The 25,892-nt window shown below is 70.7% G+C and carries 21 protein-coding genes; 10 read left to right on the top strand and 11 right to left on the bottom strand.

Going from position 1 to position 25,892, the window contains the following annotated elements:
* Positions 1 to 62: 62 nt before the first annotated feature.
* The gene (locus ACVN90_RS18050; protein ID WP_475099577.1) at positions 63 to 1,376 is read right to left on the bottom strand and encodes an ABC transporter substrate-binding protein; all 1,314 of its coding nucleotides are present in this window, start codon (positions 1,374 to 1,376) and stop codon (positions 63 to 65) included.
* A gap of 146 nt (positions 1,377 to 1,522) precedes the next feature.
* Here ACVN90_RS18050 and ACVN90_RS18045 point away from each other — a divergent pair, with 146 nt between their 5' ends.
* From ACVN90_RS18045 to ACVN90_RS18030, 4 genes are read left to right on the top strand one after another with little or no spacing between them, the layout of a single operon-like run.
* On the top strand, positions 1,523 to 2,260 hold the full coding sequence (locus ACVN90_RS18045; RefSeq protein WP_475099576.1) for a FadR/GntR family transcriptional regulator: 738 nt from the start codon (positions 1,523 to 1,525) through the stop codon (positions 2,258 to 2,260).
* Positions 2,261 to 2,285: 25 nt separating this feature from the next.
* On the top strand, positions 2,286 to 3,533 hold the full coding sequence (locus ACVN90_RS18040) for a D-arabinono-1,4-lactone oxidase (protein ID WP_475099575.1): 1,248 nt from the start codon (positions 2,286 to 2,288) through the stop codon (positions 3,531 to 3,533).
* Between the two features lie 46 nt (positions 3,534 to 3,579).
* Complete coding sequence (locus ACVN90_RS18035; RefSeq protein WP_475099574.1) at positions 3,580 to 3,942, top strand: YidH family protein; 363 nt, start codon at positions 3,580 to 3,582, stop codon at positions 3,940 to 3,942.
* The gene (locus tag ACVN90_RS18030) at positions 3,939 to 4,295 is read left to right on the top strand and encodes a DUF202 domain-containing protein (protein ID WP_475099573.1); all 357 of its coding nucleotides are present in this window, start codon (positions 3,939 to 3,941) and stop codon (positions 4,293 to 4,295) included. Before ACVN90_RS18035 ends, ACVN90_RS18030 begins: the two co-directional genes overlap by 4 nt.
* Positions 4,296 to 4,334: 39 nt before the next feature.
* Here ACVN90_RS18030 and ACVN90_RS18025 read toward each other — a convergent pair whose 3' ends face one another.
* From ACVN90_RS18025 to ACVN90_RS17990, 8 genes are all read right to left on the bottom strand, one after another.
* Positions 4,335 to 6,095, bottom strand: a complete 1,761-nt coding sequence (locus ACVN90_RS18025) for a DUF5605 domain-containing protein (RefSeq protein WP_475099572.1) — start codon at positions 6,093 to 6,095, stop codon at positions 4,335 to 4,337.
* Between the two features lie 109 nt (positions 6,096 to 6,204).
* Positions 6,205 to 7,722 (bottom strand): glycoside hydrolase family 43 protein, encoded by a 1,518-nt coding sequence (locus ACVN90_RS18020; RefSeq protein ID WP_475099571.1) that lies wholly within the window; start codon positions 7,720 to 7,722, stop codon positions 6,205 to 6,207.
* A gap of 22 nt (positions 7,723 to 7,744) precedes the next feature.
* Positions 7,745 to 8,875, bottom strand: coding sequence for a serine hydrolase domain-containing protein (locus tag ACVN90_RS18015; protein ID WP_475099570.1), 1,131 nt, complete (start codon positions 8,873 to 8,875; stop codon positions 7,745 to 7,747).
* Positions 8,872 to 11,301: a glycoside hydrolase family 3 protein gene (locus ACVN90_RS18010; protein WP_475099569.1), complete on the bottom strand. Its 2,430-nt coding sequence runs from the start codon at positions 11,299 to 11,301 to the stop codon at positions 8,872 to 8,874. Before ACVN90_RS18010 ends, ACVN90_RS18015 begins: the two co-directional genes overlap by 4 nt.
* A gap of 88 nt (positions 11,302 to 11,389) precedes the next feature.
* Positions 11,390 to 12,238, bottom strand: a complete 849-nt coding sequence (locus ACVN90_RS18005; RefSeq protein WP_475099568.1) for an ATP-binding cassette domain-containing protein — start codon at positions 12,236 to 12,238, stop codon at positions 11,390 to 11,392.
* Positions 12,235 to 14,097 carry a dipeptide/oligopeptide/nickel ABC transporter permease/ATP-binding protein gene (locus tag ACVN90_RS18000; RefSeq protein ID WP_475099567.1) on the bottom strand — a complete coding sequence of 621 codons (1,863 nt, stop codon included), beginning with the start codon at positions 14,095 to 14,097 and terminating at the stop codon, positions 12,235 to 12,237. Before ACVN90_RS18000 ends, ACVN90_RS18005 begins: the two co-directional genes overlap by 4 nt.
* Complete coding sequence (locus tag ACVN90_RS17995; RefSeq protein WP_475099566.1) at positions 14,094 to 15,035, bottom strand: ABC transporter permease; 942 nt, start codon at positions 15,033 to 15,035, stop codon at positions 14,094 to 14,096. Before ACVN90_RS17995 ends, ACVN90_RS18000 begins: the two co-directional genes overlap by 4 nt.
* A 65-nt stretch (positions 15,036 to 15,100) precedes the next feature.
* On the bottom strand, positions 15,101 to 16,633 hold the full coding sequence (locus ACVN90_RS17990; protein WP_475099565.1) for an ABC transporter substrate-binding protein: 1,533 nt from the start codon (positions 16,631 to 16,633) through the stop codon (positions 15,101 to 15,103).
* Between the two features lie 196 nt (positions 16,634 to 16,829).
* Here ACVN90_RS17990 and ACVN90_RS17985 point away from each other — a divergent pair, with 196 nt between their 5' ends.
* Both ACVN90_RS17985 and ACVN90_RS17980 read left to right on the top strand, forming a co-directional pair.
* Entirely contained in the window at positions 16,830 to 17,570 is a 741-nt protein-coding gene (locus tag ACVN90_RS17985; RefSeq protein WP_475099564.1) for a TetR/AcrR family transcriptional regulator, read from the top strand.
* A complete protein-coding gene (locus ACVN90_RS17980; protein WP_475099563.1) occupies positions 17,567 to 19,990 on the top strand; it encodes a glycoside hydrolase family 2 TIM barrel-domain containing protein in 2,424 nt (807 codons plus the stop codon). The genes ACVN90_RS17985 and ACVN90_RS17980 overlap by 4 nt, the downstream gene beginning before the upstream one ends.
* 81 nt (positions 19,991 to 20,071) lie before the next feature.
* Here ACVN90_RS17980 and ACVN90_RS17975 read toward each other — a convergent pair whose 3' ends face one another.
* Together ACVN90_RS17975 and ACVN90_RS17970 are read right to left on the bottom strand one after the other, a co-directional pair.
* A complete protein-coding gene (locus tag ACVN90_RS17975) occupies positions 20,072 to 21,430 on the bottom strand; it encodes an MFS transporter (protein ID WP_475099562.1) in 1,359 nt (452 codons plus the stop codon).
* The gene (locus ACVN90_RS17970; protein ID WP_475099561.1) at positions 21,427 to 21,900 is read right to left on the bottom strand and encodes a MarR family winged helix-turn-helix transcriptional regulator; all 474 of its coding nucleotides are present in this window, start codon (positions 21,898 to 21,900) and stop codon (positions 21,427 to 21,429) included. The genes ACVN90_RS17975 and ACVN90_RS17970 overlap by 4 nt, the downstream gene beginning before the upstream one ends.
* 113 nt (positions 21,901 to 22,013) lie before the next feature.
* Here ACVN90_RS17970 and ACVN90_RS17965 point away from each other — a divergent pair, with 113 nt between their 5' ends.
* The 4 genes from ACVN90_RS17965 to ACVN90_RS17950 are packed head-to-tail and all read left to right on the top strand — an operon-like array spanning position 22,014 to position 25,883.
* Positions 22,014 to 22,865: an alpha/beta hydrolase gene (locus ACVN90_RS17965; protein ID WP_475099560.1), complete on the top strand. Its 852-nt coding sequence runs from the start codon at positions 22,014 to 22,016 to the stop codon at positions 22,863 to 22,865.
* 58 nt (positions 22,866 to 22,923) lie between these two features.
* On the top strand, positions 22,924 to 23,973 hold the full coding sequence (locus ACVN90_RS17960; RefSeq protein ID WP_475099559.1) for a lipoate--protein ligase family protein: 1,050 nt from the start codon (positions 22,924 to 22,926) through the stop codon (positions 23,971 to 23,973).
* Positions 23,952 to 24,854 (top strand): DNA-methyltransferase, encoded by a 903-nt coding sequence (locus ACVN90_RS17955; protein ID WP_475099558.1) that lies wholly within the window; start codon positions 23,952 to 23,954, stop codon positions 24,852 to 24,854. Before ACVN90_RS17960 ends, ACVN90_RS17955 begins: the two co-directional genes overlap by 22 nt.
* A gap of 42 nt (positions 24,855 to 24,896) precedes the next feature.
* A complete protein-coding gene (locus ACVN90_RS17950) occupies positions 24,897 to 25,883 on the top strand; it encodes an LLM class F420-dependent oxidoreductase (protein WP_475099557.1) in 987 nt (328 codons plus the stop codon).
* The last annotated feature ends 9 nt before the right edge of the window (positions 25,884 to 25,892 follow it).

The following is a 25,892-nucleotide window of genomic DNA, read 5'->3' as shown; positions in this document are numbered from 1 at the left end:
GAGCGTGAAAGGGAAGGTGCGGCGGCCGACGTTCCCTGGCGCCGGCCGCCGCGCGCGACGGGTTACTGGCTCAGCACCACGTCCATCTCGGCGAAGAACTGCTCGACGGCCTGGTCGACCGTGAGCGTGCCGAAGTTGAGCTCCTCGGTCAGCTCGCGGAACTTCTCGTGCAACGAGCCGTAGCCGACGATAGGCGCCGGCGGCGCTTCGCCCAGCCGGTCGGCGATCGACGCCTCATAGTCCACGATGTCCTGGCTCACCGGATCCAGGTCCGCGGCCTCGCGTGCCGTCGCCGACGCCGGCAGACCGCGGTTGGTGCCGAAGATCTCGCCCGACTCCGGCGAGTTGATGAGGAAGTCGATGAGCGTGGCGGCCGCGGCGGGGTGCTCCGAGTTCGCCGCGATGGAGTACATCTGCGACGCCTTCAGGTAGAGGTCCTTCGCACCGTCCACCGACAGCGGCGGAGCCTGCAGTGTGACCTCGTAGCCCTCGCCGAGGTTGGCGAGATAGCCCGCGAGGAAGTTGTCGGTCTGCGTGTCGCTCGCGCCGAGCCAGGCATCGAACGCCGTCAGCGGCTGTACCTCGGCGACCCGCTGCTGCGGGACGAACTTTCCACCCTCGCGCGCGTCGGCACCCTCATCCCAGTACTCCGTCAACCGCTCCTCGTCGAAGCCGGGGTCGCCCTCGTCGTCGAAGAGGTCCTCGCCCTCGGCGCGGAGCTGCATCTCGAAGTTCACGAAGCGCGAGGACGGATCGACGCCGCCCCAGACGTCCGGCACGCCGGCCGCCTGAGCGGCATCGGTCACCTCGGCGACCCACTCGTAGTAGTCGTCCCACGTGCCGCCTGCGAACGGCTCGACGCCGATCTCGTCGAGGATCGTCGTGTTCATGAACATCGACCACGCATTGGTGGAGATCGGCACGGCCGTGGTGACCCCGTCGACCACGCCGGCGCCGAGCACCGACGGCTCGATCGGGTCGGTCTGGATGATGCTGCCGAGGTACGGCTCCAGGTCGAGCAGCGAGCCGCTCTCGGAGTACTGGCGGATGTAGGCGAGATCCATGGTGACCACGTCGGGGAGTCCTCCGCCGCCGGCTTCGATCTGGCGCTTCTCCCAGTAGTCGTTGGGTGAGAGGAACAGCACGGAGACATCGATGTTGGGGTGCTGCTCCTCGAAGGCCGCGATCGCCTCGTTGTAGAGCTCGGCGCGCACGTCGTTGCCCCAGAACGTGAAGGTGATCGACACCTCCTCGTCGGGGTCGAGGGTCGGTTGCGAGCTGGACGGGGCGGCCGAAGCGCATCCCGTCAATCCGACGAGGGTCGCCAGGGTCACGCCCGCCGCACCCGCCATCAGCTTCCTGCTCCGGAACTTCATCGTTGATTCGCCTCTCGTCGTCGAGCTCAGGAAACGTTTTCTCGCAGTGCCGCGAGAAAGGCGACTGACGTCGCCTTCCCACAGTCTGACAAACCGGTTGACCGAAAGCAATACAAGATCGCCTCGACCTGCCGTAAGTTGTTCGCATGCCCGCCTACCCCGACGACCGCTCGGCCGAGATCACGGCGGCCCTGGGCGCCCTTCCGACGGGCACGCCCGTGTCGGAGGTCGCCCGTCGCCTGATGGACCTCTTCACCAGCGGCGACCTCGAGGCCGGCACCCGCCTGCCCCCCGAGCGGCAGCTGGCGGCGACGCTCGGCGTCGGGCGATCCGCGGTACGGGAGGCCCTGGCCGCGCTCGAGATCCTCGGCATCGTCGACGTGCGTCCGGGCTCGGGCACATACCTCCGCGGCACCGCGAGCGAACTCCTGCCGCAGACGCTGCGCTGGGGACTGCTGATCGGGCAGAAGAACACCGCCGAGCTGCTCGAGCTGCGCTCCGGGCTCGAGATCTACGTCGCACGTCTCGCCGCCGGCCGGGCCGCGGCATCCGATCTGAGCGCCATCTCGGGCTCGCTCGAACGCATGCGCGGCGGCGTGGGCGACCTCAAGGCGTTCGCGCGGGCCGACCTCGATTTCCACAACGCGCTGGCGGCGGCCGCGGGCAACGACACGCTCATCGACCTGCTGCACGTGGTGCGATCGCTGCTTCAGGTGTACGCCGACCGCGCCGTGCACGACGAGGACGAGGCCCGCACCGCCATCGACGAGCACGACGCGGTCTTCCGCGCGATCGAGGCGGGGGATGAGGATGCCGCGGCCTCCGCGATGGCGCTGCACATGGCGACCGCCTCGCAACGGCTCGCGGCCGAAGCCGCGCACTGAACCGCAGATCCGAGAAGGGGGCGCGATGGCGCGCAATTGGGCTGGAACCTACGAGTACTCCGCACCGCGGATCGTCGAGGCGACCTCGGTCGACGACGTCGTGCGGGTGCTGCGCGAACCCGGCCGGGTGCGCGCGCTCGGTACCCGGCACTCCTTCACCGACCTCCCCGACACCACCGGCACGCTCGTCGACGTGACCGGGTTCGCGGCCGAGTTCGAGCTCGACGAAGCAGCGCAGACGGTCACCGTGCCCGCCGGCATCCGCTACGGCGTGCTCGCGGTGTGGCTCGACGACCGCGGATGGGCTCTGCGCAACATGGGGTCGCTCCCGCACATCAACGTCGGCGGCGCGACGGCCACCGGAACCCACGGTTCGGGCGACGCGAACCCGGTGCTGTCGGCATCCGTCCGCGCACTGCGCTACGTCGGGGCCGATGCCGAGGTGCACGACGTGCGCCGCGGCGACCCCGACTTCGACGCCCTCGTGGTCGGGCTCGGCGCCTACGGCATCGTGGTGTCGCTGACCCTCGACATCGTGCCCGCCTTCCGCGCCCGGCAGGACATCTACTCCGGCGTCTCGTGGGAGGCCGCGCTCGCCTCCTACGACGAGCTCACCTCGGCCGGGTACAGCGTCTCGGTGTTCTCGCGCTGGGAGGAGTCGTCGATCGGCTTCATCTGGGTGAAGACGCGACTGGACGCCGACGACGACGCCGTGCCCGACACGATCCTCGACGGGGTGCGCGCCCAGGCGGAGGAATCGCCGCTCGGCGTGGAGGACAACGTCACGGAACTCTCCGAGCCAGGACCCTGGATGCTGCGACTCCCGCACTTCCGCCTCGACGCCGAGCCCTCGTTCGGCGACGAGATCCAGAGCGAGTACTTCGTCGCCCGCGCCGATGCGACCGCGGCGCTGAACGCGGTGCGGGCGCTGGGCGACAGCATCCGTCCCCATCTGATCTGGACCGAGCTGCGCACCGCCGCCGCCGACGAGCTGTGGCTGAGCCCCGCATACCGGCGCGACGTCGTGATCATCCACTTCACCTGGTTCAACCACCCCGACGACGTGGCCGCCGCGGTGGCCCGCGTGGAGGCCGCGCTCGAGCCCTTCGGGGCGCGCCCGCACTGGGGCAAGCTTCACGGCTTCGACCGCGCCGCGATCGAGCGGGTGCACCCGCGCCTCGCCGACGCGCGCGCCGTGTTCGAGCGGCTGGACCCCGAGGGCCGCTTCTCGAACGCGCACCTCGAGCGCCTCGGCGTGCGCGAGGCACGGTGACCCGAGGCCCGATGTCCCTCGCCGTGATCCCCTGGACGGTCGCCGGATGAGCGATCGGCGCTTTCCCCGTTCGGTGTTCTCGCGGGGAACCGAACCAGACGCCCGGTTCACGCTCGCCAGCGAGCGCACCTTCCTCGCGTGGATCCGCACCGCGCTCGCCCTGATCGCGGGCGGGGTCGCGCTCGAAGTGCTCGGGCTGGACCTTCACGCGGGTCTTCGCCTGGCAGCGTCTCTGGTGCTCGTCGTCGTCGGAGTCCTCACCCCCGCGTTCGCCTGGTTCGGCTGGATGCGCACCGAGCTCGCGCTCCGCGAGACAAGGCCCCTGCCGACTTCGCCGCTCGGGGTCATCCTCGGCTCCTCGGTCACGCTGGCCGGGATCCTCGTGGTCCTGGCGATCCTGCTGCGATGACCCCGCTCTTCGACGACGGCCTGCAGCCCGAGCGCACCGAACTGGCGTGGCGGCGCACGGCGCTGGCACTCGCCGTCGGCTCGCTCGTGGCGTTCCGTCTCCTGCCCTCGGCATTCGGCGATGCCTGGTGGGCGCTCGGCGGCGTCGCGGGCCTTCTGGCCACCGCCTGGCTCTACCTCAGCGCGCGACGGCGCTACCGCCGCGTGAACGAGGTTCTCCGCCTCGAGGGTGACAGGGCGAGGATGCCGGGCGCCGGCGTCCTCGGCATCCTCGCGCTGTTCATCCTCGCGGTTGGGATCGCCGGCCTCGCGGTCGTCCTCGCCGTGGCCGTGCGAGGCGGCGCAACGGTCTGATCGATGTCGGTCGCCCGGCGGCCGGCGTGTTCACACCCGTCAGTCGGCGACGCGGATCGCGCGGACGGCCATGAACTGGCGGCCGGGCAGGGGCACCCGAACTGTGGTGCGGTGGGTGCCCTCGAGGCGCTCGACGGTCATGTTCCAGGTGTCGATGACGTCGATCGTCCACTCGCCGTCGCCGAGCACGACGTTGCGGAAGCGCGGGCGGTTGAAGCCGAAGTAGCCGACGCGGTGGGTGTCGGCGCCGCCCCACGGGACGTCCCAGTCGGACGGGAGCGGGTCCCACACGCCCTCGGGCGCGTCGGCGAGCAGTCGCTCGAGGAACCCGATGCGGGCAGGAGACGTGCCGTGCAGGACGCCGCCCTTCGACCACCACAGCACCTCGTCGTCGAGCCCGAGCGCCGAGGGGAGGTAGGTCTCGCCGTGGCCGACGTAGCCGCCGCGCACCGCACCCTCCCAGAACCGGCGCACCATCTCCTCGCCGGTGATGTTGCCCCAGCCCTGATCGATGTCGCCCTCGTAGGCGCACTCGTCGATCACGACGGGCTTGCCCCAGTTCTCACGCCACTCGTCGGTGTTCTCGGCGGTGCGGTAGACGTCGACGCGCTGGATGCTGACGTGCGTGATCCAGGGCTTCGCGTAGTCGTAGAGAGGGCGGCAGTTGTGGATCGAGTTGAGGTGCCCGAACGGGTCCTCCTCGCCGACGACCGCGGCCAGGCGCTCCCAGTCGGCGCCGGTCTTCGACCACAGCAGGTCGTACTCGTTCGCCATCGACCACCACACGTTCGAGAACGCGGCGAGGCGGCGGACAGCGTAGCGCAGGTAGCGCTCGTCGACGGCGGGTCCGAGGTCGGCGAAGCCCCACCGGTCGTACGCGTGGAACAGGATGAGGTCGGCCTCGATGCCCAGCTCGCCCAGCTGCGCGATGCGCTGCTCGAGCCGGCGGAAGTGGGCGGGGTCGAACCGCTCGAGGTCGAAGCCGTCGTCGAGCGACCCGGGGAACACGAAATCGGCCGGCTCGTTCGCGTTGAACAGGTAGGACTTCGGGAACAGGCACATGCGGATCTTCGTGAACGGCGCGTCGGCGAGCGTCTGCAGGGTCTGCTCCTGCAGCTCATCGCTCTGGTGCGTCCATGCGTACGCCGTCGTGCCGAGGGGGCGGTGGCGCGTGCCGTCGGCGTGCCGGAAGTGGAAGCCGTCGACCCGCACCGGCCCGTGCGCGCCCTCGCGCGCCGCCGTCACGGTGACCGTGCCGCCGAGACCGTCGAGCGAACGCGCCGTCGAGCGCGTGACGAACGTCCAGTCGCCCTCCGCGTCGGCGAGCGCGCGCACGAGGTACCGGCCGTCGCCGTCGTAGAAGCCGCCGACCCGCACGGTCGAGGTGTCCGGGCGCGTGAATACCGCGTCGAACTCGACGTCGACGAACGGGTTGCCGTGGCTCGGCCCGTCGACGCGCACCTCGAGGACGCCCCACTTCGCCGTCGGGGAGGGAAGGACGACGGATGCTGAGCCCCGCGTCACCTCGTCGCCCTCGTAGCCGGGGTCGGGGTTGATCGCCGGCGCGTAGGGCGCACGGGCGTCGTCGCCGTCCTCGACGGCGGCCAGCGCATCCCACAGGAGCTCCTGCGCCGCGAGGTCTTCGAGCGCCGGTACGAGCGCCACGAGCTGGCCGAGCCGCACGCCCCGGTACTGCGCCGCCATCGGCGAGGCGGCGATGCCGGGGAGATGGGTCTCGAGCACGGCACGGCCGGCGGGGCTGTCGAGGGTGTCTCCGAAGGTGGAGGCGCGGTCGAACACGGGGTTCCTTCCGGTCAGAGGGTCGAGGTCAGCGGGGCACGGCGCGGCGCGCAGCGGCGGCGCGGGCGAACGCGGTGGCGATCCGGGAGCGCGGGAGGAGCAGCATCCGTCATTCGTCGTGTCCTTCCGCGACCCAGTGCAGCATGGCGATGTCGCCCTCGACGGCGTACACGCCGATGACGCGGCCGGTGAACGACTCCGCGACCTCCGACGACAGGAACCGCCCGTCGACCTCGGCGAGTTCGACGCGCTCGCCGCCGTCGGTCGTGAACCCGACGTGGAAGATGTCGCTCGTCGAGACCATGCGCCAGCCGGGGCCGGGCTTCGCGGAGTCGAGGTGCAGGTCGACGACGTCGCCCTCGAGCGGGGCGCTCCACTCCTGCAGCAGGCCGCCGAGCGACGCGCGGGCGGTCACGGTGCCGCGACCCGCCTCGATCTCGAGTCGGAAGCCCTCGTCGTAGCGCACGGCCAGGCCGCCCACGCCGCCGCTGACGTCGACACGCACGGTCACGGCATTGTTCAGGTGCTCCTGGCGGCGGCCCACGAAGACGGGACGCGCGTCGGCGAGCGTCGTGCCGTCGGCATGGAGCACGAGCGCGCCCGGCCGGGCCTCGACGTCGGCGATTTCGGAGGGCAGACGGCGGATGCCGACCCACTCGTGGTCGAGCGGGCCGTCGAAGGCGACCTCGACGCGTGTCCCGGGCCGCGGGTTCAGCTCGACGGGCGCGATCGCGGGCCACCCGTCGTCCCACGTCACCGGCGTCACGAAGGTCTCGCGCCCGAGCGCCGAGAACGCGCGGGTGCCGCTGCGCGGCCGCACGCCGAGCAGCACACACAGCCAGTCGCCGTCGGGGCCGACGACGAGGTCGCCGTGGCCGGTGTTCTGGATGGGCCGCGGCGTCGAGCGGGCCGAGACGAGGGGGTTGCCCGGAGAGCCGACGAACGGGCCTTCGGGCGAGGAGCCCCGCGCGATCGAGATCGAGTGTCCGCGCTCGGTGCCGCCCTCGGCGATCAGGAGGTACCACGCGCCGTCGATCTCGTAGAGGTGCGGTGCCTCGGGGAACATCAGCCCCGTGCCCGACCACAGCGAGCGCGGCTCCTCGAGCGCGCGGTGCGCCGCGAGGTCGACGCGCACCTGCTGGATGCCGAGGTGCGCCGGCTGGTTGGGGTTCAGCGCCCCGGTCAGCTGCAGCCCCGAGAACGTGACGTAGCAGGCGCCGTCGGCATCCCAGGCGATGTCGGGGTCGATGCCCTCGATCGTGCCCGTGCCGTCCGCCTTGAGCAGCAGGTCGCCGTCGCTCCACGGACCCGCAGTATCCTGCGCGGTGAAGTGCAGCATGCCGCGGCCCATCGCGTCGGTGATGACGAGGTGGAAGACCCCGTCGTGATGACGGATCGTCGGCGCCCACGCGCCGCCCCCGGTCGGCACGTCCTCGACGCCCAGCTGTCCAGGTCGCGTCGCGACGTGGCCGATGAGCTCCCACGTCTCGAAGTCCGTCGAGCGGTGGATCGGGATCCCGGGCAGGTACTCGAAGGTCGAGGTGGCGAGGTAGTACACGCCGTCGACCGCGACGACGCTGGGGTCGGGGTGGAAGCCGTTGAGGAGCGGGTTGTGGAGCGTGGTCACGAGGTTCCTTCGGAGGGGAGGTTCAGGACGAGAGACGGATGCCGAGTTCCCGGGCGAGCGCCACGGCGCGGGGGTCCGCGCCGCCCGGCCACGGACCGCGCGCGATGGTCCACGCGAAGGCCAGGCCGGTGTCGGGGTCGACGCAGGCCAGGGCCCCCGCCGCGCCGTCGTGGCCGAACGCACGCGGCCCGCCGAACGCGAGCTGCTGCGACGGCTTCTGGAACACGATCGCGTGGGCGCGGTCCTGCTGGTGCAGCACTTCGTCATAGCCGCGGATCTGCTGCTGGCCGATCTCAGCCACCGTGTCGGCGCTGAGGAACGGATCGGCGCCGTCGACGCCGGTGACCGCCGAGGCGAAGAGGCGCGCGATGCCCCGGGCCGTCCCCGTGCCCGAACCGGCGGGATGGCCGTACTCCCAGCTGCGGCGCGAGTTGGCGAGGTCGACCTCGCCGCCCATCGAGCCGAACACGACCGGGCCGAGCGCCGAGAAGGTCGGCGCGGAGGTGTCGGAGACCGGCTTGATCATCGGCAGCACGTCCACGCGGCGCGACTCGTACTCGGCGGGGAGGCCGAGGAAGAAGTCGATGCCGTGCGGGGCGCGGATCTCCTGCTCGTAGAACTCGTGCAGCGTCCGGCCGGTCACCCGGAACACGAGCTCGTCGCCGAGGTTGCCGATCGTGATGGCGTGGTAGCCGAAGGCGCTCCCGGGGTGCCAGAACGGGCGGCTCGCGGCGAGCCGCTCCGCCGCCGAGTGGTGGTCGAGCAGCTCGTCCCACGTGAGCGCGGGCTCCGCCTGCGGGAGGCCGGCCTGGTGCGACAGCAGCTGCCGCACCGTGACAGGCTGCTTGCCCTTCGCGGCGAACTCGGGCCAGTAGGTCGCGACGCGCTCGTCGAGGTCGAGCTCGCCCCGCTCGACGAGCAGGCCGATCGCGACCCCGATCGTGTTCTTCGTGACCGAGTAGGGCACGATGACCGAGTCCTCCGCCATGTGCGGCCCGCCCCACGCGTCGAGCACAGGGTGCCCGTCGTGGAACGCCGCGACCTGGAACGACAGGTCGGGGTCGGCGGCGAGGAGCCCGTCGAGGCGCTCGACGATGTCCTCGAGGCGCGCGTCGGCGCTCCCGCTCAGGCGGGCGCTGTCCAGCGCCTTCACTCGACAGTCCAGTCGACCGACAGCGGCAGGTCTGCCACCGAGGCGCCGGCGCGGAGCGTGAACGCGCCGGGCTCGACGACCCACTCGCCTGCCCAGTGCGCGAGGCGACGCTGCGGGACGGGGATGATCGCGGTCACCGTCTCGCCGGGGGCGGCGTGCACGGTCGCGAAGCCGACGAGCCAGCGCTCGGGGCGCTCCACCGCAGACTCCGCGCGCTCGGCGTACACCTGCACGACCTGCTTGCCGGCGCGATCGCCGGTGTTGGCGAGCGTGACCTCGACGGAGTCGCCGTTGCGCTGCGCCGCACCCCACGACCACGTCGTGTAGCCGAGGCCGTGGCCGAACGGGAACGCCGGCTCGGTGTCCGCCTTCAGCCACGCGCGGTAGCCGATGTGCAGGCCCTCGCGGTACTCCAGGCGGCCGTCCGTGGGAACGACCTCGGTCACCGGCACGTCGGCGAGCGCAGCCGGCCACGTCGTAGGAAGGCGTCCGCCGGGCTCGGCGGCGCCGGTGAGCACGTCCGCGATCGCGTGCCCGAACTCCTCGCCCCCGAAGTATCCCTGCACGACGGCCGCGACCTCGTCCGCCCACGGCAGCACGACCGGCGAGCCGGCGTTGACGACGACGATGGTCGGGGTCCCGGTGGCGGCGACGGCGCGGACGAGGTCGTCCTGGCGGCCGGGCAGGTCGAGGCTGGTCCGGTCGTAGCCCTCCGACTCGACCTTCGAGTTCGTGCCCACGACGACGATCGCGACCTCGGATGCCGCGGCCTCCGCGACCGCGCGGGCGATCAGCTCGTCGGAGTCGGTGCGCTCGGGCGCGATGCCGAGCGTGGCGCTGAGCGCGCCCGACAGCGCGCCGTGGCTCTCGCGCGTGAACTCGACGCGCACGGCGGTCTCGCGACCGGCCTCGACCGCGACGGTGGCCGTGATCGACGGCGGGTTGAGGAACGCCGCGCCGAGGTCGGTGCCCTCGATGATCGGGGCGTCGTCGAGGACGAGACGCTCGTCCACGTACAGCTTGCCCGGGTTCGCGCCGGCGAAGCCGAGCTCGATCTCGCCCGACTCGGTCGGCGTGTACAGCGTCTCGAACACCACCGTGGCGCTCGCCGAGATCGGGGCGTCGCCGCCGAACCAGACCAGCGCCGTGGAGCGGCGGTTCTCGGCGAAGAGCTCCGTGCCGTCCGCGTCGAAGAACGCGACGCGGATGCCGGCCTCGCCGGTCGCCGGGTTGGTGAGCTGCGCGAGCGGGATCTCGGCGACCCCCTCCTGCACGACCGCGCCGATCTCGAAGCGGACGTCGGCGCCGGGCGCGGCGGCGCGGATGGCGTCGAGCGGCGAGACCACGGACTCGGGGATCACGGTGGCGCTGCCGCCGCCCTGTGTGCGGGCCTCGCGCGCGTTCTGCCCGATGACGGCGACGCGGCCGAGGGACGCGGCATCCATCGGCAGAACACCCTCGTTGCGCAGCAGCACGGTGCCCTCGATGGCGGCGGCGCGCGCGAACGCCGGACCGTCGAGCGGAGCAGGTTCGAGCGGCCTCGCGTCGCCGAGGGCGCCGACGCGTTCGGCGAGCAGGAGCAGGCGCAGCACCTTGCGGTCGAGGTCGGCCTCATTCACGCGGCCGTCGCGGATCGCGTCCACCAGGTCGGCCCACGCCGGGGCGGGACCGGGCATCGCGAGGTCCTGCGCGGCGGGCACCGACCCCAGCGAACGGACCGCGGTCCAGTCGCTGACCACGACGCCGTCGAAGCCCCACTCGGAGTTGAGCGGCGTCTCGAGCAGGTCGTTCTCGGTCATGGTCACGCCGTCGACCGCGTTGTATGCGCTCATGAGGGTCCACGCTCCGGCCTCGACCGCGCGCTCGAACGGCGCAAGGTAGAGCTCCCGCAGCGCCCGGTCGTCGACGCGCACGTCCACGGTGACGCGGTCGGTCTCGGCGTCGTTCGCGACATAGTGCTTGGGGCACGCGGCGACGCCGTTCTCCTGCAGGCCCCGCACGTACGCGGCGGCGAGCTCGGCGCTCAGCTCGGGGTCTTCGCTGAAGCATTCGAAGTGACGGCCGCCGAGCGGCGAGCGATGCAGGTTTATCGTCGGTCCGAGGACGACGTCGACACCCTTGCGGCGGGCCTCGGATGCTGCGGCCGCGCCGTACCGGTAGGCGAGGTCGACGTCCCACGAGGCGGCGAGGGCCGATCCCGACGGCAGGTTGAGCGACGGCTCGCGCTCGTCCCAGCGAGGACCGCGGACCCCTGCGGGGCCGTCCGACAGGGTCATCGCCCGGAGCCCGATCTCGGGCAGGGGGACGGTGGTCCAGAAGTCGGCGCCCTGCACGAGGGCGGCCTTCTGCTCGAGCGTGAGGCGCTCGAGCAGCGGAACGAGGTGCAGCACCGAGTCCGGGTGGGTGGAGGTGGCGGTGTCGGTCATCGGGGAGGGTTCTTTCTCGCAGGAGTTTCGGGGGCGGATGCTGCGACCCGGGGTGCACGGACCGGCCGGGCCGGAGTATCCGTCTTCGTCAGGCGACGCTCGCGGACGCTTCGGCGTCGAGGAGGGCACGGCGCGCGATGCGGCGCTCCTCCTGCTTGTCGGGGTCGGGGACCGGCGCGGCCATGAAGAGACGCTGGGTGTACGGGTGCTGGGGCTCGGAGGTCACCCGGTCGCCGTCGCCGGTCTCGACGATCTCGCCGCGGTACATCACGGCCACGCGGTGGCTGATGTGGCGCACCACCGCGAGGTCGTGGGTCACGAAGAGGTACGCGACGCCGGTGCGGTTCTGGATGTCGATGAAGAGGTCCAGCACGCGGGCCTGCGTCGACAGGTCGAGCGCCGACACCGGCTCGTCGCACACGATGAGCCGCGGCTCCAGGGCGAGCGCCCGCGCGATCGCGACGCGCTGCCGCTGCCCACCCGAGAACTCGCGGGGGAGGCGTCCGCGCGCGTCGGCGGGCAGGCCCACCTGGTCGAGAAGGTCGCGCACCCGGGACTTCGCCTCGCTCGAGCTCACGCCCGCCGCGGTGAGCGGCTCGGTGAGGATCTGCTCGATCGTCATCGACGGGTTCAGCGACGAGTACGGGTCCTGGAACACGACCTGGATCTCGGAGCTGAGCGCGCGGCGCTCCTGGCGCTTCAGGTGCGAGATGTCCTTGCCGTCGTAGACGATCGACCCCTCGGTCACCGGGGCGAGGCCGAGGGCAGCACGGCCGAGAGTGGTCTTACCCGAGCCCGACTCGCCGACGAGGCCGACCGTCTCGCCCGGCAGGATGTCGAGCGAGACGCCCTTGAGGGCCCGGAACGGCTGGGCGCGGAAGCCCTTGCCCGGGTACTCGACGACGAGGTCCTTGATGTCCAGCAGCGGGGTGCTCATGCGCTTGCTCCCTTCATGACGAGCGGACCGCGGGCGGGACCCTCGTCGAGGATCGCGTCCAGCAGCGACCGCGTGTACGGGTGCTGCGCGTCGTTGAAGATCGCGCGCACCGGGCCCTGCTCGACGAACCTGCCGCTCTGCATGACGGTGACCCGGTCGCACAGGTCGGCGACGACGCCGAAGTTGTGGGTCACCAGGAGCATCGCCATGTGGCGCTCGGCTTGCAGGTCGCGCAGCAGCTCGAGCACCTCGGCCTGCACCGTGACGTCGAGGGCCGTGGTCGGCTCGTCGGCGATGATGAGGTCGGGGTCGGTCGAGACGGCGCCCGCGATGAGCACGCGCTGCGCCATGCCGCCCGAGACCTCGAACGGGTAGGCGTCGAACGTGCGCTTGGGCTGCGGGATGCCGACTCGTGCCAGCAGCTCGAGGGAGCGGTCGGTCGCGGCCTTCTTCGACAGCCCGAGGTTCTTGCGCAGCGGCTCGACCAGCTGGCTGCCGATCGTGAACGACGGGTCGAGGTTCGACATCGGCTCCTGCGGGATGTACCCGATGCGCTTGCCGCGCAGGCCCGCGTAGGTGCGGTCGTCGCCGTCGGCGATCTCGGTGCCTTCGTAGAGGATCGAACCGCCGGTGACGTGGCCGCCGCGGGGGAGCAGGCCCAGCACGGCGAACGCGGTCTGGGTCTTTCCCGAGCCGGACTCGCCGATGAGACCGTGCACCTCGCGCTTGCGGATGTCGAGCGAGACGCCGTGCACGACCTCGATGTGCGAGCCGTCGGGCTGGTCGTAACCGACGTGCAGGTCGCGGACGTCGAGCACCTTCTCAGTCGCTTTGCTGCGGGCGTCGCCCTTGTGGACGATGACGCCGTCGCTCTCGAAGACCGGCGGTTCGTCGAGGTCGACGACGTCGCCGCCGCTGAGCCCGACGGAGGTCGTCACCGCGGCCACCGAGCCGGTGGCGGTGGCGACCGCGCGCCGGCGCTTGCGGCGCACCGACACCGTGCGCTCCAGCTCGTCGCGCATCACGTTGGCGAGAAGCGTCAGCGCGATGCAGGTGAGGGCGATCGCAAGCGACGGCCAGAGCATCAGGAGCGGCTCTTTGTAGATGTTCTTGAAGCCGTCGTTGAGCATCTGGCCCCACGTGGGAACGGAGATGTCGCCGAGGCCCAGGAACTCGAGGCCCGACTGGATCGCGATGGCGATGCCGGCGATGATCGCCGACTGGATGATGATCGGAGCCCGCACCACCGAGAGCACGTGGCGGCCGATGATGCGCGTGTCGCTGAGGCCAGACACGCGGGCCGCGTCGACGTACAGCTCGGTGCGCACGGCGGTCACGGAGGCGTACACCAGCCGGTAGAACGCCGGGGCGAGCAGGATGCCGAAGATGAACATCGAGATCCACACCGACGGGCCGAGCACGGCGCGCGCCGCCAGCAGCACCACGATGCCGGGCAGGGCCATGTTGAGCTCCGTCACCCATGTCGCCGTGCTGTTGAACCAGCCCTGGTAGTAGCCGGCGATGAGGCCGCTGATGACACCGAGGATGAGCGCCACGACGAGGGCGAGCAGCGCTGCGGCGACCGTCGTCTGGGTCGCCGCCAGCAGTCGCGAGAACACGTCACGGCCGCTGCCGTCGGTGCCGAGGAGATGCGCGGCGCTCGGCGGCGCGAGCACATTGCGGATGTCGGCGTAGTTCGGATCCTGCGGAGCGATCGCCGGGCCGACGACCGCGATGATCCCGAGGAAGACCAGGAAGATCAGCGAGGCGAGGCCGATCGGCCGGCGCAGCAGACGGCGCCAGAGCGAGACGCGTACCGGGGCGACCGGCACGTCGAGGGGGACGTCGATGGCGGTCATGAGAGTCGCACCTTCGGGTTCAGCGCCGCCTGGGCGAGGTCGATGAGGAGGTTCACGATGACGACGATGATCGCGAAGGCGATCACGACGCCCATGACGACGGGGATGTCGCCGAGGGTGGTGGCGCGGACGGTGAGCTGGCCCATGCCGGGGATGGCGAAGACCTGCTCGACGATCACTGCCCCGCCGAGGAGGCCGATGAACTGCACGGCGAGGACCGCCAGCGCGGGGCCGCCGGCGTTGCGGAGCACGTGGCGGTACACGACCGAGTTCGTGCTGAGGCCGCGCGAGCGGAGCGTGCGGACGTAGTCCCGCGACATCGCGTCGATGACCGAGCCGCGGACCTGCTGCGACACCGCCGCGATCGCGCCGATCGACAGCGCCACGATGGGCAGGGTCACGGAAGACAGCCAGCCCGACACCGAGGTGGTCAGAGGCACGTAGCCGGTGGCCTTGAACCAGCCGAGGTTGATCGCGAACACGAGCACGAGGCCCAGCGCGATGAGGAAGCCGGGGATGGCGAAGCCGATGAGCGCGACCACCTGGACGCTGCCGTCGACCCAGCCGCCGCGGCGCGCGGCGAGGATGCCGAGGACGACCGCGACGATCGCCGACACGAGGGTCGCACCGATCACGATCGCGAGGGTGACCGAGAGGCGGTTGCTGACGCTCGTCGACACCAGCTCGCCGGTGAACCAGCTGCGACCGAGGTTGCCGGTGAGAGCGCCGGTGACCCAGTTCCAGTACTGCTGGAGCAGCGGCTGATCCAGCCCGAGCTGCTCGGTCTTCTTGGCGACGGTCTCGGCGGTGGCGTTCTCGCCGAGGATGCGGCGGGCGATGTCGCCGCCGGCCGCATAGAGGAGGACGAACGCGAGGAACGAGATCACCGCGATGAGGATGACGCCCGACAGCAGGCGCCGGAGGATGAATGCAAGCATGTCGCTTTCCCGTGGGGTGGTGTCTCCCCGTCCGCCCGCGGAGCGCGGGCGGACGGGGAGAGGATTCAGTTCTTCGGCGAGAAGTCGAAGATCGACGGGTAGGCGTTGGTGGGCCAGAACTCGAGGTTCGTGTTCGCGTCCGTGGCGTAGGTGCCCTGGACCCGGAAGAACGGCGCGAACCAGGCCTGCTCGACCAGGTAGGCGTTGAGGTCCTTCGTCGCCTGCTCGGCCTCGTCCTCGGTGCCCATCTGGATCGTCGAGATGTACTCGTCGACCTGGGGGTCCTGCGAGTGGAACGGGTTGAACGTGGCGTCAGGAGCGATCATGAAGTTGATCAGCTGCCAGTCGGGGTTCTGCTCGAGCGCCATCCACGTCGCCGGGTACTTCGGGGCGAGCATGTCGGTGATGAAGTTGCCGGTGCCGGGGTCGGTGTAGTTCACCGTGACTCCGATGTCGGCGAGCTGCTGCGCGACGAGGTCGAACGTGGTCTGGAACGCGGGCGTCGACATCATGTCGATCGAGAACCCGTCGGGGTAGCCGGCCTCGGCGAGGAGCTCCTTGGCGCCTTCGGGGTCGTACTCGTAGGTGCTGTCGAGCGCCTCGTCGTAGCCGACCGACGTCGCGGGGAAGACCTGCTCGGTGACGGTGCCGTAGCCGGCCTGGAGCGCCTCGAGCAGCGCCTCGCGGTCGAAGGCCATGTTGATGGCCTGGCGCACCTTGACGTCGGCGAGCTCGGGCGCCATCGTTCCCGCGCGGTCGAACAGCAAGAGGCCCTGGAAGTCGAGCTCGTTCGACTCGATCGTCCAGCCGGATGCCTCGATCTCGGGGATCGTGTCGTTGTTCACGATCTTCGCGCCGTTGGCCTCGCCCGCCTTGAGGGCGTTGAGCGTCGCGGTCGGGTCCTCGATGACGTTGATCGTGAGGTTGTCGTACTTGACGGCATCCGGGTTCCAGTAGTCCGGGTTGGCCGTGTAGACGTAGGTCGTGCCGGTGACGGTGGCCGCCGTGTCGAGCACGTAGGGACCGGAGCCGATGGGCTCGGTGGCCGAATCCGGGTCGTCGAACGTCGAGGGCGCCTGGATGAGGCCGGGTGCGATCGACAGCATGTTGACCAGCGAGGGGTCGGGGGCGGTCTGCGTGATGGTGACGGTCGTGGCGTCGACCGCCGCGAACTCCTTGCCGGCGAGCGTCGCGGCCTGCGGCGAGGTGCCGTCGCGGAAGCGCTCGAGGCTCGCGACCACGGCGTCGGCATCGAGCTTCGTGCCGTCGGTGAACTCGACGTCGTCGCGGAGCGTCAGCGTCAGCACGGTGTTGTCTTCGTTGTACGCCCACTCGGTAGCGAGCCAGGGCTCGATCTCACCGGCCGAGTTCTTCTGGAGCAGCGTGTCGAACACGGCCTGGAAGAACGGGCTGCGGTTGCCGTATTCGGCGCCCTGGCCGATGTCGTAGCTCGTGGGCCCGATGATCGCGGTGAGGGTGAGTCGGTCTGCTCGACCGGATTCGCTGGCGCCCGACCCGTCGTCTCCTGCGCCGGCGCAGCCGGTGAGAGCGAGAGCGGCGATCGCGATGGTGGCTGCTGCGGCCTTCCAACGGAACATCCTTGGTCCCTTCATCAGTGGCGATGCCCCTGCGGATCGCCTACTGCCGGGAGACGCTAACAGCAATTTCTAGTGGACGCTAGGTTTTTGAGCTAAAAAACTAGCGAGCATTTGGAATTCGTTATAGAACGGAGAAGAGGGACCCGGACGGGCGCCGACGGAGGTGCTCGGGATGACGCGGGGATACGGTGTGACGATGACCGAGACGACTTCCGCTCCAGGCAAGGCGGAGACCGCTCCCACGAGGACGCGCAAGCCGCGCGGCGAGTACGCCAAGTCGAAGGAGACGCGGACCGCGATCCTCGACGCCGCCCTGGAGGTGTTCGCAGAGTCGGGTTACCGCGCGGGCTCGCTGCGGGAAGTGGCCGAACGCGTGGGCATGAGCGAAGCAGGGCTGCTCCACCACTTCCGCAGCAAGAGCGCGCTGCTGCTGGCGCTGCTGGATCACCGCGACCAGCTGGCGCGGGGGCGCGTCGACTTCGACATCCCCGACGGGGTCGAGGCGCTGCGTGCGCTCGCGGAGCTGGCGCGCTTCAACGCCGCCAACCCCGGCATCGTCGAGCTTTACTGCGTGCTGTCGGCCGAAGCCACATCGCCGGCGCACCCGGCGCACGACTACTTCGTCAATCGCTACGAGACGGTGCGCGCGAGCGTGACGGGCTCGTTCGAGCGGGCGGCCGCCGCCGGGCGCCTCAACGACGGCGTGGATCCCGCTCGCGCAGCGGTCGCCACGATCGCCCTGATGGACGGTCTGCAGGTGCAGTGGCTCCTCGCTCGGGAGGCCACCGACATGGCGGAGGCGCTGCATGACAGCTTCCGCAGCCTGATCCGGGGCTACGACCTCGTTGCGATCGAGAATGCACTCGACGTGCTCGACGCGGAGACCGAGGCCGCCGACGCCGATTCGCCTGCCGAGCGGATCGAGGAGCAGGCGTGATCCGCGCGCCGTTCCTCGACGGCTGGACCGTCGGCCCGAAGCTCGGCGCCTTCGAGGCGCCCACCCCCGAGTCCGCACCCCGAGCCGTGCGGCTGCCGCACGACGCCGTGCGCGACCTGCCCCGCTCGGCCGACAGCGACCAGGGCGTGCACACCGGCTACGTCCCCGGCGGCGTGTTCGAGTACGCCAAGACCTTCGACGTACCCGACGGGTGGCGCGAGAAGACCGTGCGGCTGGAGTTCGAGGGCGTCTACCGCGACGCCGTCGTGTTCCTCAACGGCGATGCCGTCGTGCACGAGCCCAACGGCTACAACGCGTTCGAAGCCGTGCTGGACCCGTACCTCCGCTACGGCGAGCCCAATCGCGTCACCGTGGAGGCTCGCGCGCACCGTGACACCCGGTGGTATTCCGGCGCGGGCATCTATCGCCCGGTCCATCTTGTGGTGGCCGATCCCGTGCACATCCCGCTCGACGGCACGCGCGTCACGACGCCCGACACCGACGCGGATCGTGCCCTCGTGGAACTCGCGACGACGGTGCGCAACACCTCGCGCCACACCCGCACCATGCGGCTCACCTGGACGGTGTCGGCGCCGGACGGCTCGGACGTCGCGTCCGCAACGGCGCCAGTGACGGTGCTCCCCGGCGCCGACGCCGTGGCGCGCGTGCGCCTCGCGGTCGACGACCCCTCGCTCTGGAGCGTCGACGCGCCCTCACTGCACCGCGCGTTGACGACCCTCGCCGATGGGGGCGGAGAGCTGATCGACACGGATGCTGCGGACTTCGGCATCCGTCGCCTGCAGGTTGATGCGGCGCGCGGGCTGCGGATCAACGGCGAGACCGTGAAGCTGCGGGGCGCGTGCGTGCACCATGACAGCGGACCCCTGGGAGCGGCGACTTTCGCCGCGGCCGAGGACCGGCGGGTGCGCGTGCTCAAACAAGCCGGCTTCAACGCGCTGCGGAGCTCCCACAACCCGATGAGCCGCGCGATGCTCGACGCGTGCGACCGTCACGGCGTGCTCGTGATGGACGAGCTCACCGACACGTGGACCCGCTCCAAGGTCGCGTTCGACGCCGCCCCGAGCTTCCCCGAGCGCTGGCGACGTGATGTCGCGGCGCTCATCGCGAAGGACCTCAACCATCCCAGCGTCATCATGTACTCGATCGGGAATGAGATCCTCGAGCTGGCGACGCCGGCGGGCTCCGCGTGGAGCCGACGCCTCGCCGAGGAGATCCGCGCGCACGACGACACCCGCTTCGTGACGAACGGCATCAACGGGATCATCGCGAACCTCGACAAGATGGGCCGCCCCGAGGACGCCGGCGAGACCGGACCGGCGGACCCGAACACGATGATGGCGACCATGGGCGACACGATGGCGCGGGCCAACGCATCCGAGCTCGTGACCGCGTCGACCGAGGAGTCGGCGTCGGTGCTCGATGTCGTGGGCTTCAACTACGCCGAGTCCCGGTATGAGCTCGACCGCGAGCTGTTCCCGAACCGCGTGATCGTCGGGTCCGAGACGTTCCCGTCGCGCATCGAGAAGATGTGGGAGCTCGTCGAGCGGCTCGATCACGTCATCGGCGACTTCACCTGGACCGGCTGGGACTACCTCGGCGAGGCCGGCATCGGCCGCGTGGACTACACCGACGAGCCGGGTTACGAGCCGACCGGAACAGCCGGGCCGTACCCACACCTGCTCGCCGGCTGCGGCGACATCGACATCACGGGCTTTCGCCGCCCGGTCTCGTACTACCGCGAGATCGTGTTCGGGCTGCGCGCCGAGCCGTACCTGGCGGTGCATCCGCCGCGGCACCACGGCCGGCCCACCGCGACGACCCCGTGGTCGTGGGACGACTCCGTGTCGTCGTGGACGTGGGATGCCGGGCCCGGCGCTCCGGTCACGGTCGACGTGTACGCGCCGGCGGAGGAGGTGGAGCTCCAGCTCGACGGCGTCTCGCTGGGCGTCGCCCCCGTCGGAGCCGAGAAGGCGTTCCGCGCGCGCTTCGAGACCGAGTACCGCCCGGGCGAGCTCGTCGCGATCGCCCGCATCGCCGGTGACGAAGTGGGGCGCGCGACGCTGCGCACGGCCGGCGAGGTGGGGCTCGCGGCATCCGTCGAGCAGTCCGAGATGACGGCCGACGGACTCGGGTTCGTCGCGATTTCGCTGGCCGACGCCGACGGGGTCGTGGCGACGCAGGCCGACCGGCTCGTGACGGTGAAGGTCGACGGCCCCGCCGAGCTCATCGGCCTCGGCACTGGGCGCATCCGCACCGAGGAGTCCTTCGCCGGGCCTTCGGTCACGACGCACGACGGGAGAGCGCTCGCGATCGTGCGGCCGACAGGCCCCGGCAGCGCGACCGTGACGGTCAGCGCCGACGGCCTGGCCGCGGCATCCATCTCCCTCACCGTGTCCTGACGACGCTGGACCGAGGGAATCGCGAAAGGGTAGGTTTCCGCACGCGCGGTGTGCGGAAACCTACCCTTTCGCGTTTCCGCGTCAGCTCGCGCGGGCGCGGGTGCGGATCTCGTCCTCGTCGCCGGGAAGCACGCGGATCGGCGTCGTGCCGGCGACCTCGTCGCTGAACTCCTCGGGAGCGACGATCGTGAGCGGGCGCGTCTCATCGAGCGTGAGGCGGAACCGCTTCTCTTCGTGACGGTGGAGGCGTCCCGACCACAGCAGCCATGTGGCGCCGATCGCGAAGGCGACGAAGGCGGCGACGGCGCCGACGAGGATCGCCATGCGGGGGCCGAACTCGGCGGCGACCCATCCGACGATCGGCGCGCCGATGGGCGTGCCGCCCATCAGGATCGCCATGTACAGCGCGAGCACGCGGCCGCGCAGCACTGGGTCGGTGGTCGTCTGCACGTAGCCGTTCGCCGTCGTCATCATCGTGACGACCGCGAAGCCGGTGAACATGAGCGTGATCGCGTACAGCCAGTACGTCGGCATGAACGCCGACACCACAGCCGCGATGCCGAACATCGCGGTGCCGATGATGAGGACGCGCAGTCGCGCGCGGTCGCGGCGGGCTGCCATGAGCGCGCCCGCGACCGAGCCGATCGCGAGGATCGAGCTCAGCAGGCCGAACCCGTCGGCCTCCTTGCCGAACTCGACCGCCATCGTCGACGCGAGGATGGGGAAGTTCATGCCGAACGCGCCGATGAGGAACACCATCGCGCACGTCACGATGAGGTCGGGGCGGCCGGCGACGTAGCGGAATCCGTCGGCGAGGCGCGAGGACTGCGGCACCTTCACCCGCGGCACGAGCTCGTGCGTGCGGATCAGGAGGAGCGCCGCCAGCATCGCGAGGAACGTCACCGCGTTGGCGACGAACACCCACCCCGTCCCGACCGCGACGATGACGATGCCGGCGACGGCCGGGCCGATCATGCGCGCGCCGTTGAACGACGCGGCGTTCAGCGCGACCGCGTTCGAGGCGTTCTCGCGGGCGACGAGGTCGGACACGAAGGCCTGGCGCGCCGGGTTGTCGAACGCGGCGACGACGCCCAGCGCCAGCGCGAACGCGTACATGGTCGGCAGCGTCATCACGCCGGCGAAGATGAGCACGCCGATCGCGACGCCGAGCAGGAGCAGCAGGCTCTGCGTGACGAGGAGCAGCTTGCGGCGGTCGAAGCGGTCGGCCACGAGGCCGGTGACGCCGACGAGCAGCAGCGGCGGGGCGAACTGCAGCGCCATCGTCACGCCCATCGCGGCGGCGTCGTTGTCGGTGAGCTCGGTGAGCACCACCCAGCTGATCGCCGTCGACTGCATCCACGCGCCGATGTTCGACACCAGCGCGCCGATGAACCACACGCGGTAGTTGAAGGCGGAGAAGGACCGGAACATCGCGCTCATCGGGCCACCATCCGCTCCATGATCTCGGCGGCGGCGGCGAGCGTCTCGCGTTCGGCCGGCGTGAGCTCGGCGAGCGTGGCCTCGACCCACGCGTCGCGGCGACGGGCGGTCTCTTCGACGACCGCGACCCCCTCGGGGGTCAGCGAGATCACGACCTTGCGGCCGTCGCGCTCGTCGGCGCCGCGCACGATGTAGCCGGAGTCCTGCAGGCAGTTGACCGTGCGGTTCATCGACGGGGCCGAGACGCGCTCACGCTCGGCGAGGTCGCCGAGCGTGTGGGGGCCGTGCACCTTGAGGGCCGCGAGCACCGCGAACTGCCCGTCGCTCATCGAGTCGACGGCGCGCTGCGTGCGCATGCGCCGAGCGAGACGGAAGGTCGCGATGCGCAGCTGCGAGGCGGCGGGGGAGAGGTCGGCGTGAGTACCGGCGTCGGGGCCGGTGTCTGAATCTGAAGTCTCGATGCTGCTCATCCGGTTAGTTAGCATAGCTCATTAGTCTTGCTAAAGAAACTTCGGCGGGGATGGATGCTGCGTCCCCGCGTCAGACGCGGGGTGCGATGTTCCGCGCCCATAGACTTCTGCGCATGCCCGAGTTCATCGATGCGCATGACATCACGATCCACTACGACGTGCATCCGGCCGAGGCGTCGCCGCGCGCGATCGTGCAGCTGCTGCACGGCATCGGCGAGCACGCCGGACGATACGGTGCGCTGATCGCCGCGCTCGTCGCCGAGGGGTACATCGTCTACGCGGCTGATCACCGCGGCCACGGCCGCACCGGCATGGGCCAGCACGGCGGCGACGCGACTCGTCTCGGGCACCTGGGCAAGGGCGGGCTGCGCGGCGCGCTCGCCGCGATGTGGCAGTTCACGCAGCAGATCCGCGGACAGAACCCCGGGCTGCCGCTCGTGCTGCTGGGGCACTCCGGCGGCTCGGTGCTCGCGCAGATGCTCGTCAACGACCACCCCGACGCGTACGACGCGGTCGTGCTGACCGGCACCGCGCTGCGCATGCCGGGGTCCATCCACACCACGGGCCTCAACAAGCCGTGGGACGGTCCCGGAGCGATGGGCACCGAGTGGCTGTCGAGCGACCTGTCGGTGGGTCAGGCCTTCCTCGACGACCCGCTCACCACCAGCGAGGACCCGATCAAGCTCATCGGGGTGGTCGACTCCCTTCGCATGTGCGGTCTGCCGCGCAAGAACCTCGGCCGCGACATCCCGACGCTCCTCATGATCGGCCGCGACGACACCGTCGGCGGTCCGCGCAGCGTGCACCGCCTCGCCGACGCGTACCGCACGCGCTCGGGCTTCACCGACGTGACGACGCTCATCTACCCCGACGCGCGCCACGAGATCTTCAACGAGGTCATGCAGGCCGAGGTGCGCGCCGACCTGCTCGCCTGGCTCGACAGGCACATCGCCGACCGGAGCTGAGGGCGGCGGCGCATGCCCGATCGGCGTCCGTGCCCGCCGCGCGAATAGGCTGAAGCCCATGCACGGCGAATACAAGGTGCCCGGCGGCAAGCTCGTGGTGGTCGACCTCGAGGAGCGCGACGGGCGCATCGCGGACTTCCACCTCGCGGGGGACTTCTTCCTCGAACCCGACGACGCGCTCGCCGACATCGACGCGGCGGTCAACGGGCTGCCGATCGAGGCGGATGTCGCGACCATCGCCGCCGCCGTGCGCTCGGCGCTCCCCGAAGGTGCGCAGCTCCTCGGCTTCACTCCCGAGGCGGTCGGCACGGCGGTGCGCCGCGCGTTCGTGACCGCCCCCGGCTGGCGCGACTTCGACTGGGAGATCGTGCACGAGAAGCCGGTCTCGCCGCGCATGAACCTCGCCCTCGACGAGGTGCTCACCGGCCGTGTCGGCGACGGCCGCCGGCGCCCGACGCTGCGCATCTGGGAGTGGGACGAGAACGCCGTCGTGATCGGCTCGTTCCAGTCCCTCCGCAACGAGGTCGATCCCGAGGGTGCTGCGACGCACGGCTACGACGTGGTCCGCCGCATCTCGGGCGGCGGCGCCATGCTCATGGGCGCGAACTCCATCGTCACGTACTCGCTGTACGTGCCCGCGTCCCTCGTCGCGGGGCTCACCTTCGCCGACTCGTACGCCTTCCTCGACGACTGGGTGCTGCAGGCGCTGCGCGCCCTCGGCATCGAGGCGACCTATCAGCCGCTCAACGACATCGCCTCCCCGCAGGGCAAGATCGGCGGCGCCGCGCAGAAGCGCCTCGCGAACGGCGGAGTGCTGCACCACGCGACCCTCAGCTACGACATGGACGGCAACGTCATGACCGAGGTGCTGCGCATCGGCCGCGAGAAGCTCAGCGACAAAGGCACGACGTCGGCCGCCAAGCGCGTCGACCCGCTGCGGCGGCAGACGGGTCTGCCCCGTGAGGCGATCATCGCCAAGCTCGAGGAGACCTTCACGAACCTCTACGGCGCCGTCCCCGGACACATCACCGACGACGAATACGCCGAGGCGGAAGCCCTCGTGGCGTCGAAGTTCGCGACGGACGCATGGCTTCGCCGGGTTCCTTGATCGGGGCGACGGATGCTGCGCCCCCCGGCTCCGTCGAGATCCACCACGGCGACAACCTCGTGGTGTCGCGAACGCTGCCCGACGCGTCGTTCACCCTGATCTATCTCGACCCGCCCTTCAACACCGGCCGCCCGCAGGAGCGGTCCATCGAGATCGCGCGGACCGCAGCATCCGTCGCTCCCTCCGGCGAAGCGATCGTGCGGCGAGGGTTCCACGGGCGCGAGTACGAGCGGATCCGCGGCGACCTGCGCGCGTACGACGACAGCTTCGACGACTACTGGGGGTTCCTCGAGCCGCGGCTGCTCGAGGCGTGGCGGCTGCTCGCCGACGACGGCACGCTGTATCTGCACCTCGACTACCGCGAGGCGCATTACGCGAAGGTGCTGCTGGACGCCCTCGTCGGGCGCGAGCGGTTCCTCAACGAGCTCATCTGGGCGTACGACTACGGCGCCAAGACGCGCAAACGGTGGCCCACGAAGCACGACACGATCCTGGTGTACGTGAAGGACCCGAAGGCGTACTGGTTCGACTCGGACGCTGTCGACCGCGAGCCGTACATGGCACCGGGACTCGTCACGCCTGAGAAGGCCGAGCGCGGCAAGCTGCCCACCGACGTCTGGTGGCACACGATCGTGCCCACGACCGGGCGGGAGAAGACCGGCTACCCGACGCAGAAGCCCGAGGGGATCCTGCGGCGCATCGTGCAGGCCTCGTCGCGTCCTGGCGACCGTGTGCTCGACTTCTTCGCGGGCAGCGGCACGACCGGCGCTGTCGCGTCGGCGCTCGGCCGTGACGCCGTGCTCGTCGACCACAACCCCGCCGCGATCGCGGTGATGCGCGAACGGATGCCGCACGCCCGGGTCGTGGAGAACGTTTCCTGAACGGCGGATCCGGGCCCGTCGCGCGCCCTTAGGCTGGGGCCCATGCGTTTCGGAACCTTCATCCCCCAGGGCTGGCGATTCGATCTCGTCGGCATCGATCCTTCGGAGCACTGGGCGGTGATGAAAGGGCTCGCGCAGCGCGCCGACGCGGGGCCGTGGGAGTCGCTCTGGGTCTACGACCACTTCCACACCACCCCGGTGCCGAGCGACGAGGCCACTCACGAGGCGTGGACGCTGATGGCGGCCTTCGCGGCGTCGACCGACCGCATCCGCCTCGGCCAGATGTGCACCTGCATGGGGTACCGCAGTCCCGCGTACCTCGCGAAGGTCGCCGCGACCGTCGACATCGTCTCGGGCGGACGCACCGAGATGGGCATCGGCGGCGGGTGGTACGAGCACGAGTGGGAGGCCTACGGCTACGGTTTCCCGCCGGTTCCCGAACGGCTCCGGATGCTGCGCGAGGGCGTCGACATCATGCAGCAGGCCTGGACGACCGGGCGTGCCACGCTCGCCGGCACGCACTACCAGGTGGACGGCGCGATCGTGCAGCCGCTGCCGCTGCAGGACGGCGGCATCCCCATCTGGGTCGCCGGCGGCGGCGAGAAGGTCACGCTCAAGATCGCGGCGAAGTACGCGTCGTACACGAACTACACCGGTTCGCTCGACGACATCGACCGCAAGAGCGCGGTCCTGCAGGGCCACTGCGACGCGCTCGGCCGCGACTTCTCCGAGATCACGCGCACGTCGAACTTCAACACCATCGTCGGTGCAACCGAGGCCGAGGCGCGCGATCGCCTGGCCGCCGTCAAGGCGCGCCTGCTCCCGCACGTCGGGCAGGAGCGCGCCGACCACATCGAGCACGACTATCTGAACTCGCCCGCCTTCGGCACGCCCGAGCAGGTCGCGGAGCGCCTCGCCGAGCGCGAGCGCCACGGCATCGCCTACGCGATCCACTACTTCCCCGAGGCCGCCTACGACCTCTCGGGCGTGGAGCTGTTCGAGCGCGAGGTCGTCGCCGCGCTGTCCTGACGCACTTCG

The sequence above is a fragment of the Microbacterium sp. F01 genome (assembly GCF_056156365.1).
This window is presented reverse-complemented; position numbering and strand designations above follow the sequence as displayed.

What these genes read in the sequence shown, in the direction of transcription:
- ACVN90_RS18050 (WP_475099577.1), bottom strand. Translation starts at nt 1,376, where the DNA reads ATGAAGTTCCGGAGCAGGAAGCTGATGGCGGGTGCGGCGGGCGTGACC.
- ACVN90_RS18045 (WP_475099576.1), top strand. Translation starts at nt 1,523, where the DNA reads ATGCCCGCCTACCCCGACGACCGCTCGGCCGAGATCACGGCGGCCCTG.
- ACVN90_RS18040 (WP_475099575.1), top strand. Translation starts at nt 2,286, where the DNA reads ATGGCGCGCAATTGGGCTGGAACCTACGAGTACTCCGCACCGCGGATC.
- ACVN90_RS18035 (WP_475099574.1), top strand. Translation starts at nt 3,580, where the DNA reads ATGAGCGATCGGCGCTTTCCCCGTTCGGTGTTCTCGCGGGGAACCGAA.
- ACVN90_RS18030 (WP_475099573.1), top strand. Translation starts at nt 3,939, where the DNA reads ATGACCCCGCTCTTCGACGACGGCCTGCAGCCCGAGCGCACCGAACTG.
- ACVN90_RS18010 (WP_475099569.1), bottom strand. Translation starts at nt 11,301, where the DNA reads ATGACCGACACCGCCACCTCCACCCACCCGGACTCGGTGCTGCACCTC.
- ACVN90_RS18005 (WP_475099568.1), bottom strand. Translation starts at nt 12,238, where the DNA reads ATGAGCACCCCGCTGCTGGACATCAAGGACCTCGTCGTCGAGTACCCG.
- ACVN90_RS18000 (WP_475099567.1), bottom strand. Translation starts at nt 14,097, where the DNA reads ATGACCGCCATCGACGTCCCCCTCGACGTGCCGGTCGCCCCGGTACGC.
- ACVN90_RS17995 (WP_475099566.1), bottom strand. Translation starts at nt 15,035, where the DNA reads ATGCTTGCATTCATCCTCCGGCGCCTGCTGTCGGGCGTCATCCTCATC.
- ACVN90_RS17990 (WP_475099565.1), bottom strand. Translation starts at nt 16,633, where the DNA reads ATGTTCCGTTGGAAGGCCGCAGCAGCCACCATCGCGATCGCCGCTCTC.
- ACVN90_RS17985 (WP_475099564.1), top strand. Translation starts at nt 16,830, where the DNA reads ATGACCGAGACGACTTCCGCTCCAGGCAAGGCGGAGACCGCTCCCACG.
- ACVN90_RS17975 (WP_475099562.1), bottom strand. Translation starts at nt 21,430, where the DNA reads ATGAGCGCGATGTTCCGGTCCTTCTCCGCCTTCAACTACCGCGTGTGG.
- ACVN90_RS17970 (WP_475099561.1), bottom strand. Translation starts at nt 21,900, where the DNA reads ATGAGCAGCATCGAGACTTCAGATTCAGACACCGGCCCCGACGCCGGT.
- ACVN90_RS17965 (WP_475099560.1), top strand. Translation starts at nt 22,014, where the DNA reads ATGCCCGAGTTCATCGATGCGCATGACATCACGATCCACTACGACGTG.
- ACVN90_RS17960 (WP_475099559.1), top strand. Translation starts at nt 22,924, where the DNA reads ATGCACGGCGAATACAAGGTGCCCGGCGGCAAGCTCGTGGTGGTCGAC.
- ACVN90_RS17955 (WP_475099558.1), top strand. Translation starts at nt 23,952, where the DNA reads ATGGCTTCGCCGGGTTCCTTGATCGGGGCGACGGATGCTGCGCCCCCC.
- ACVN90_RS17950 (WP_475099557.1), top strand. Translation starts at nt 24,897, where the DNA reads ATGCGTTTCGGAACCTTCATCCCCCAGGGCTGGCGATTCGATCTCGTC.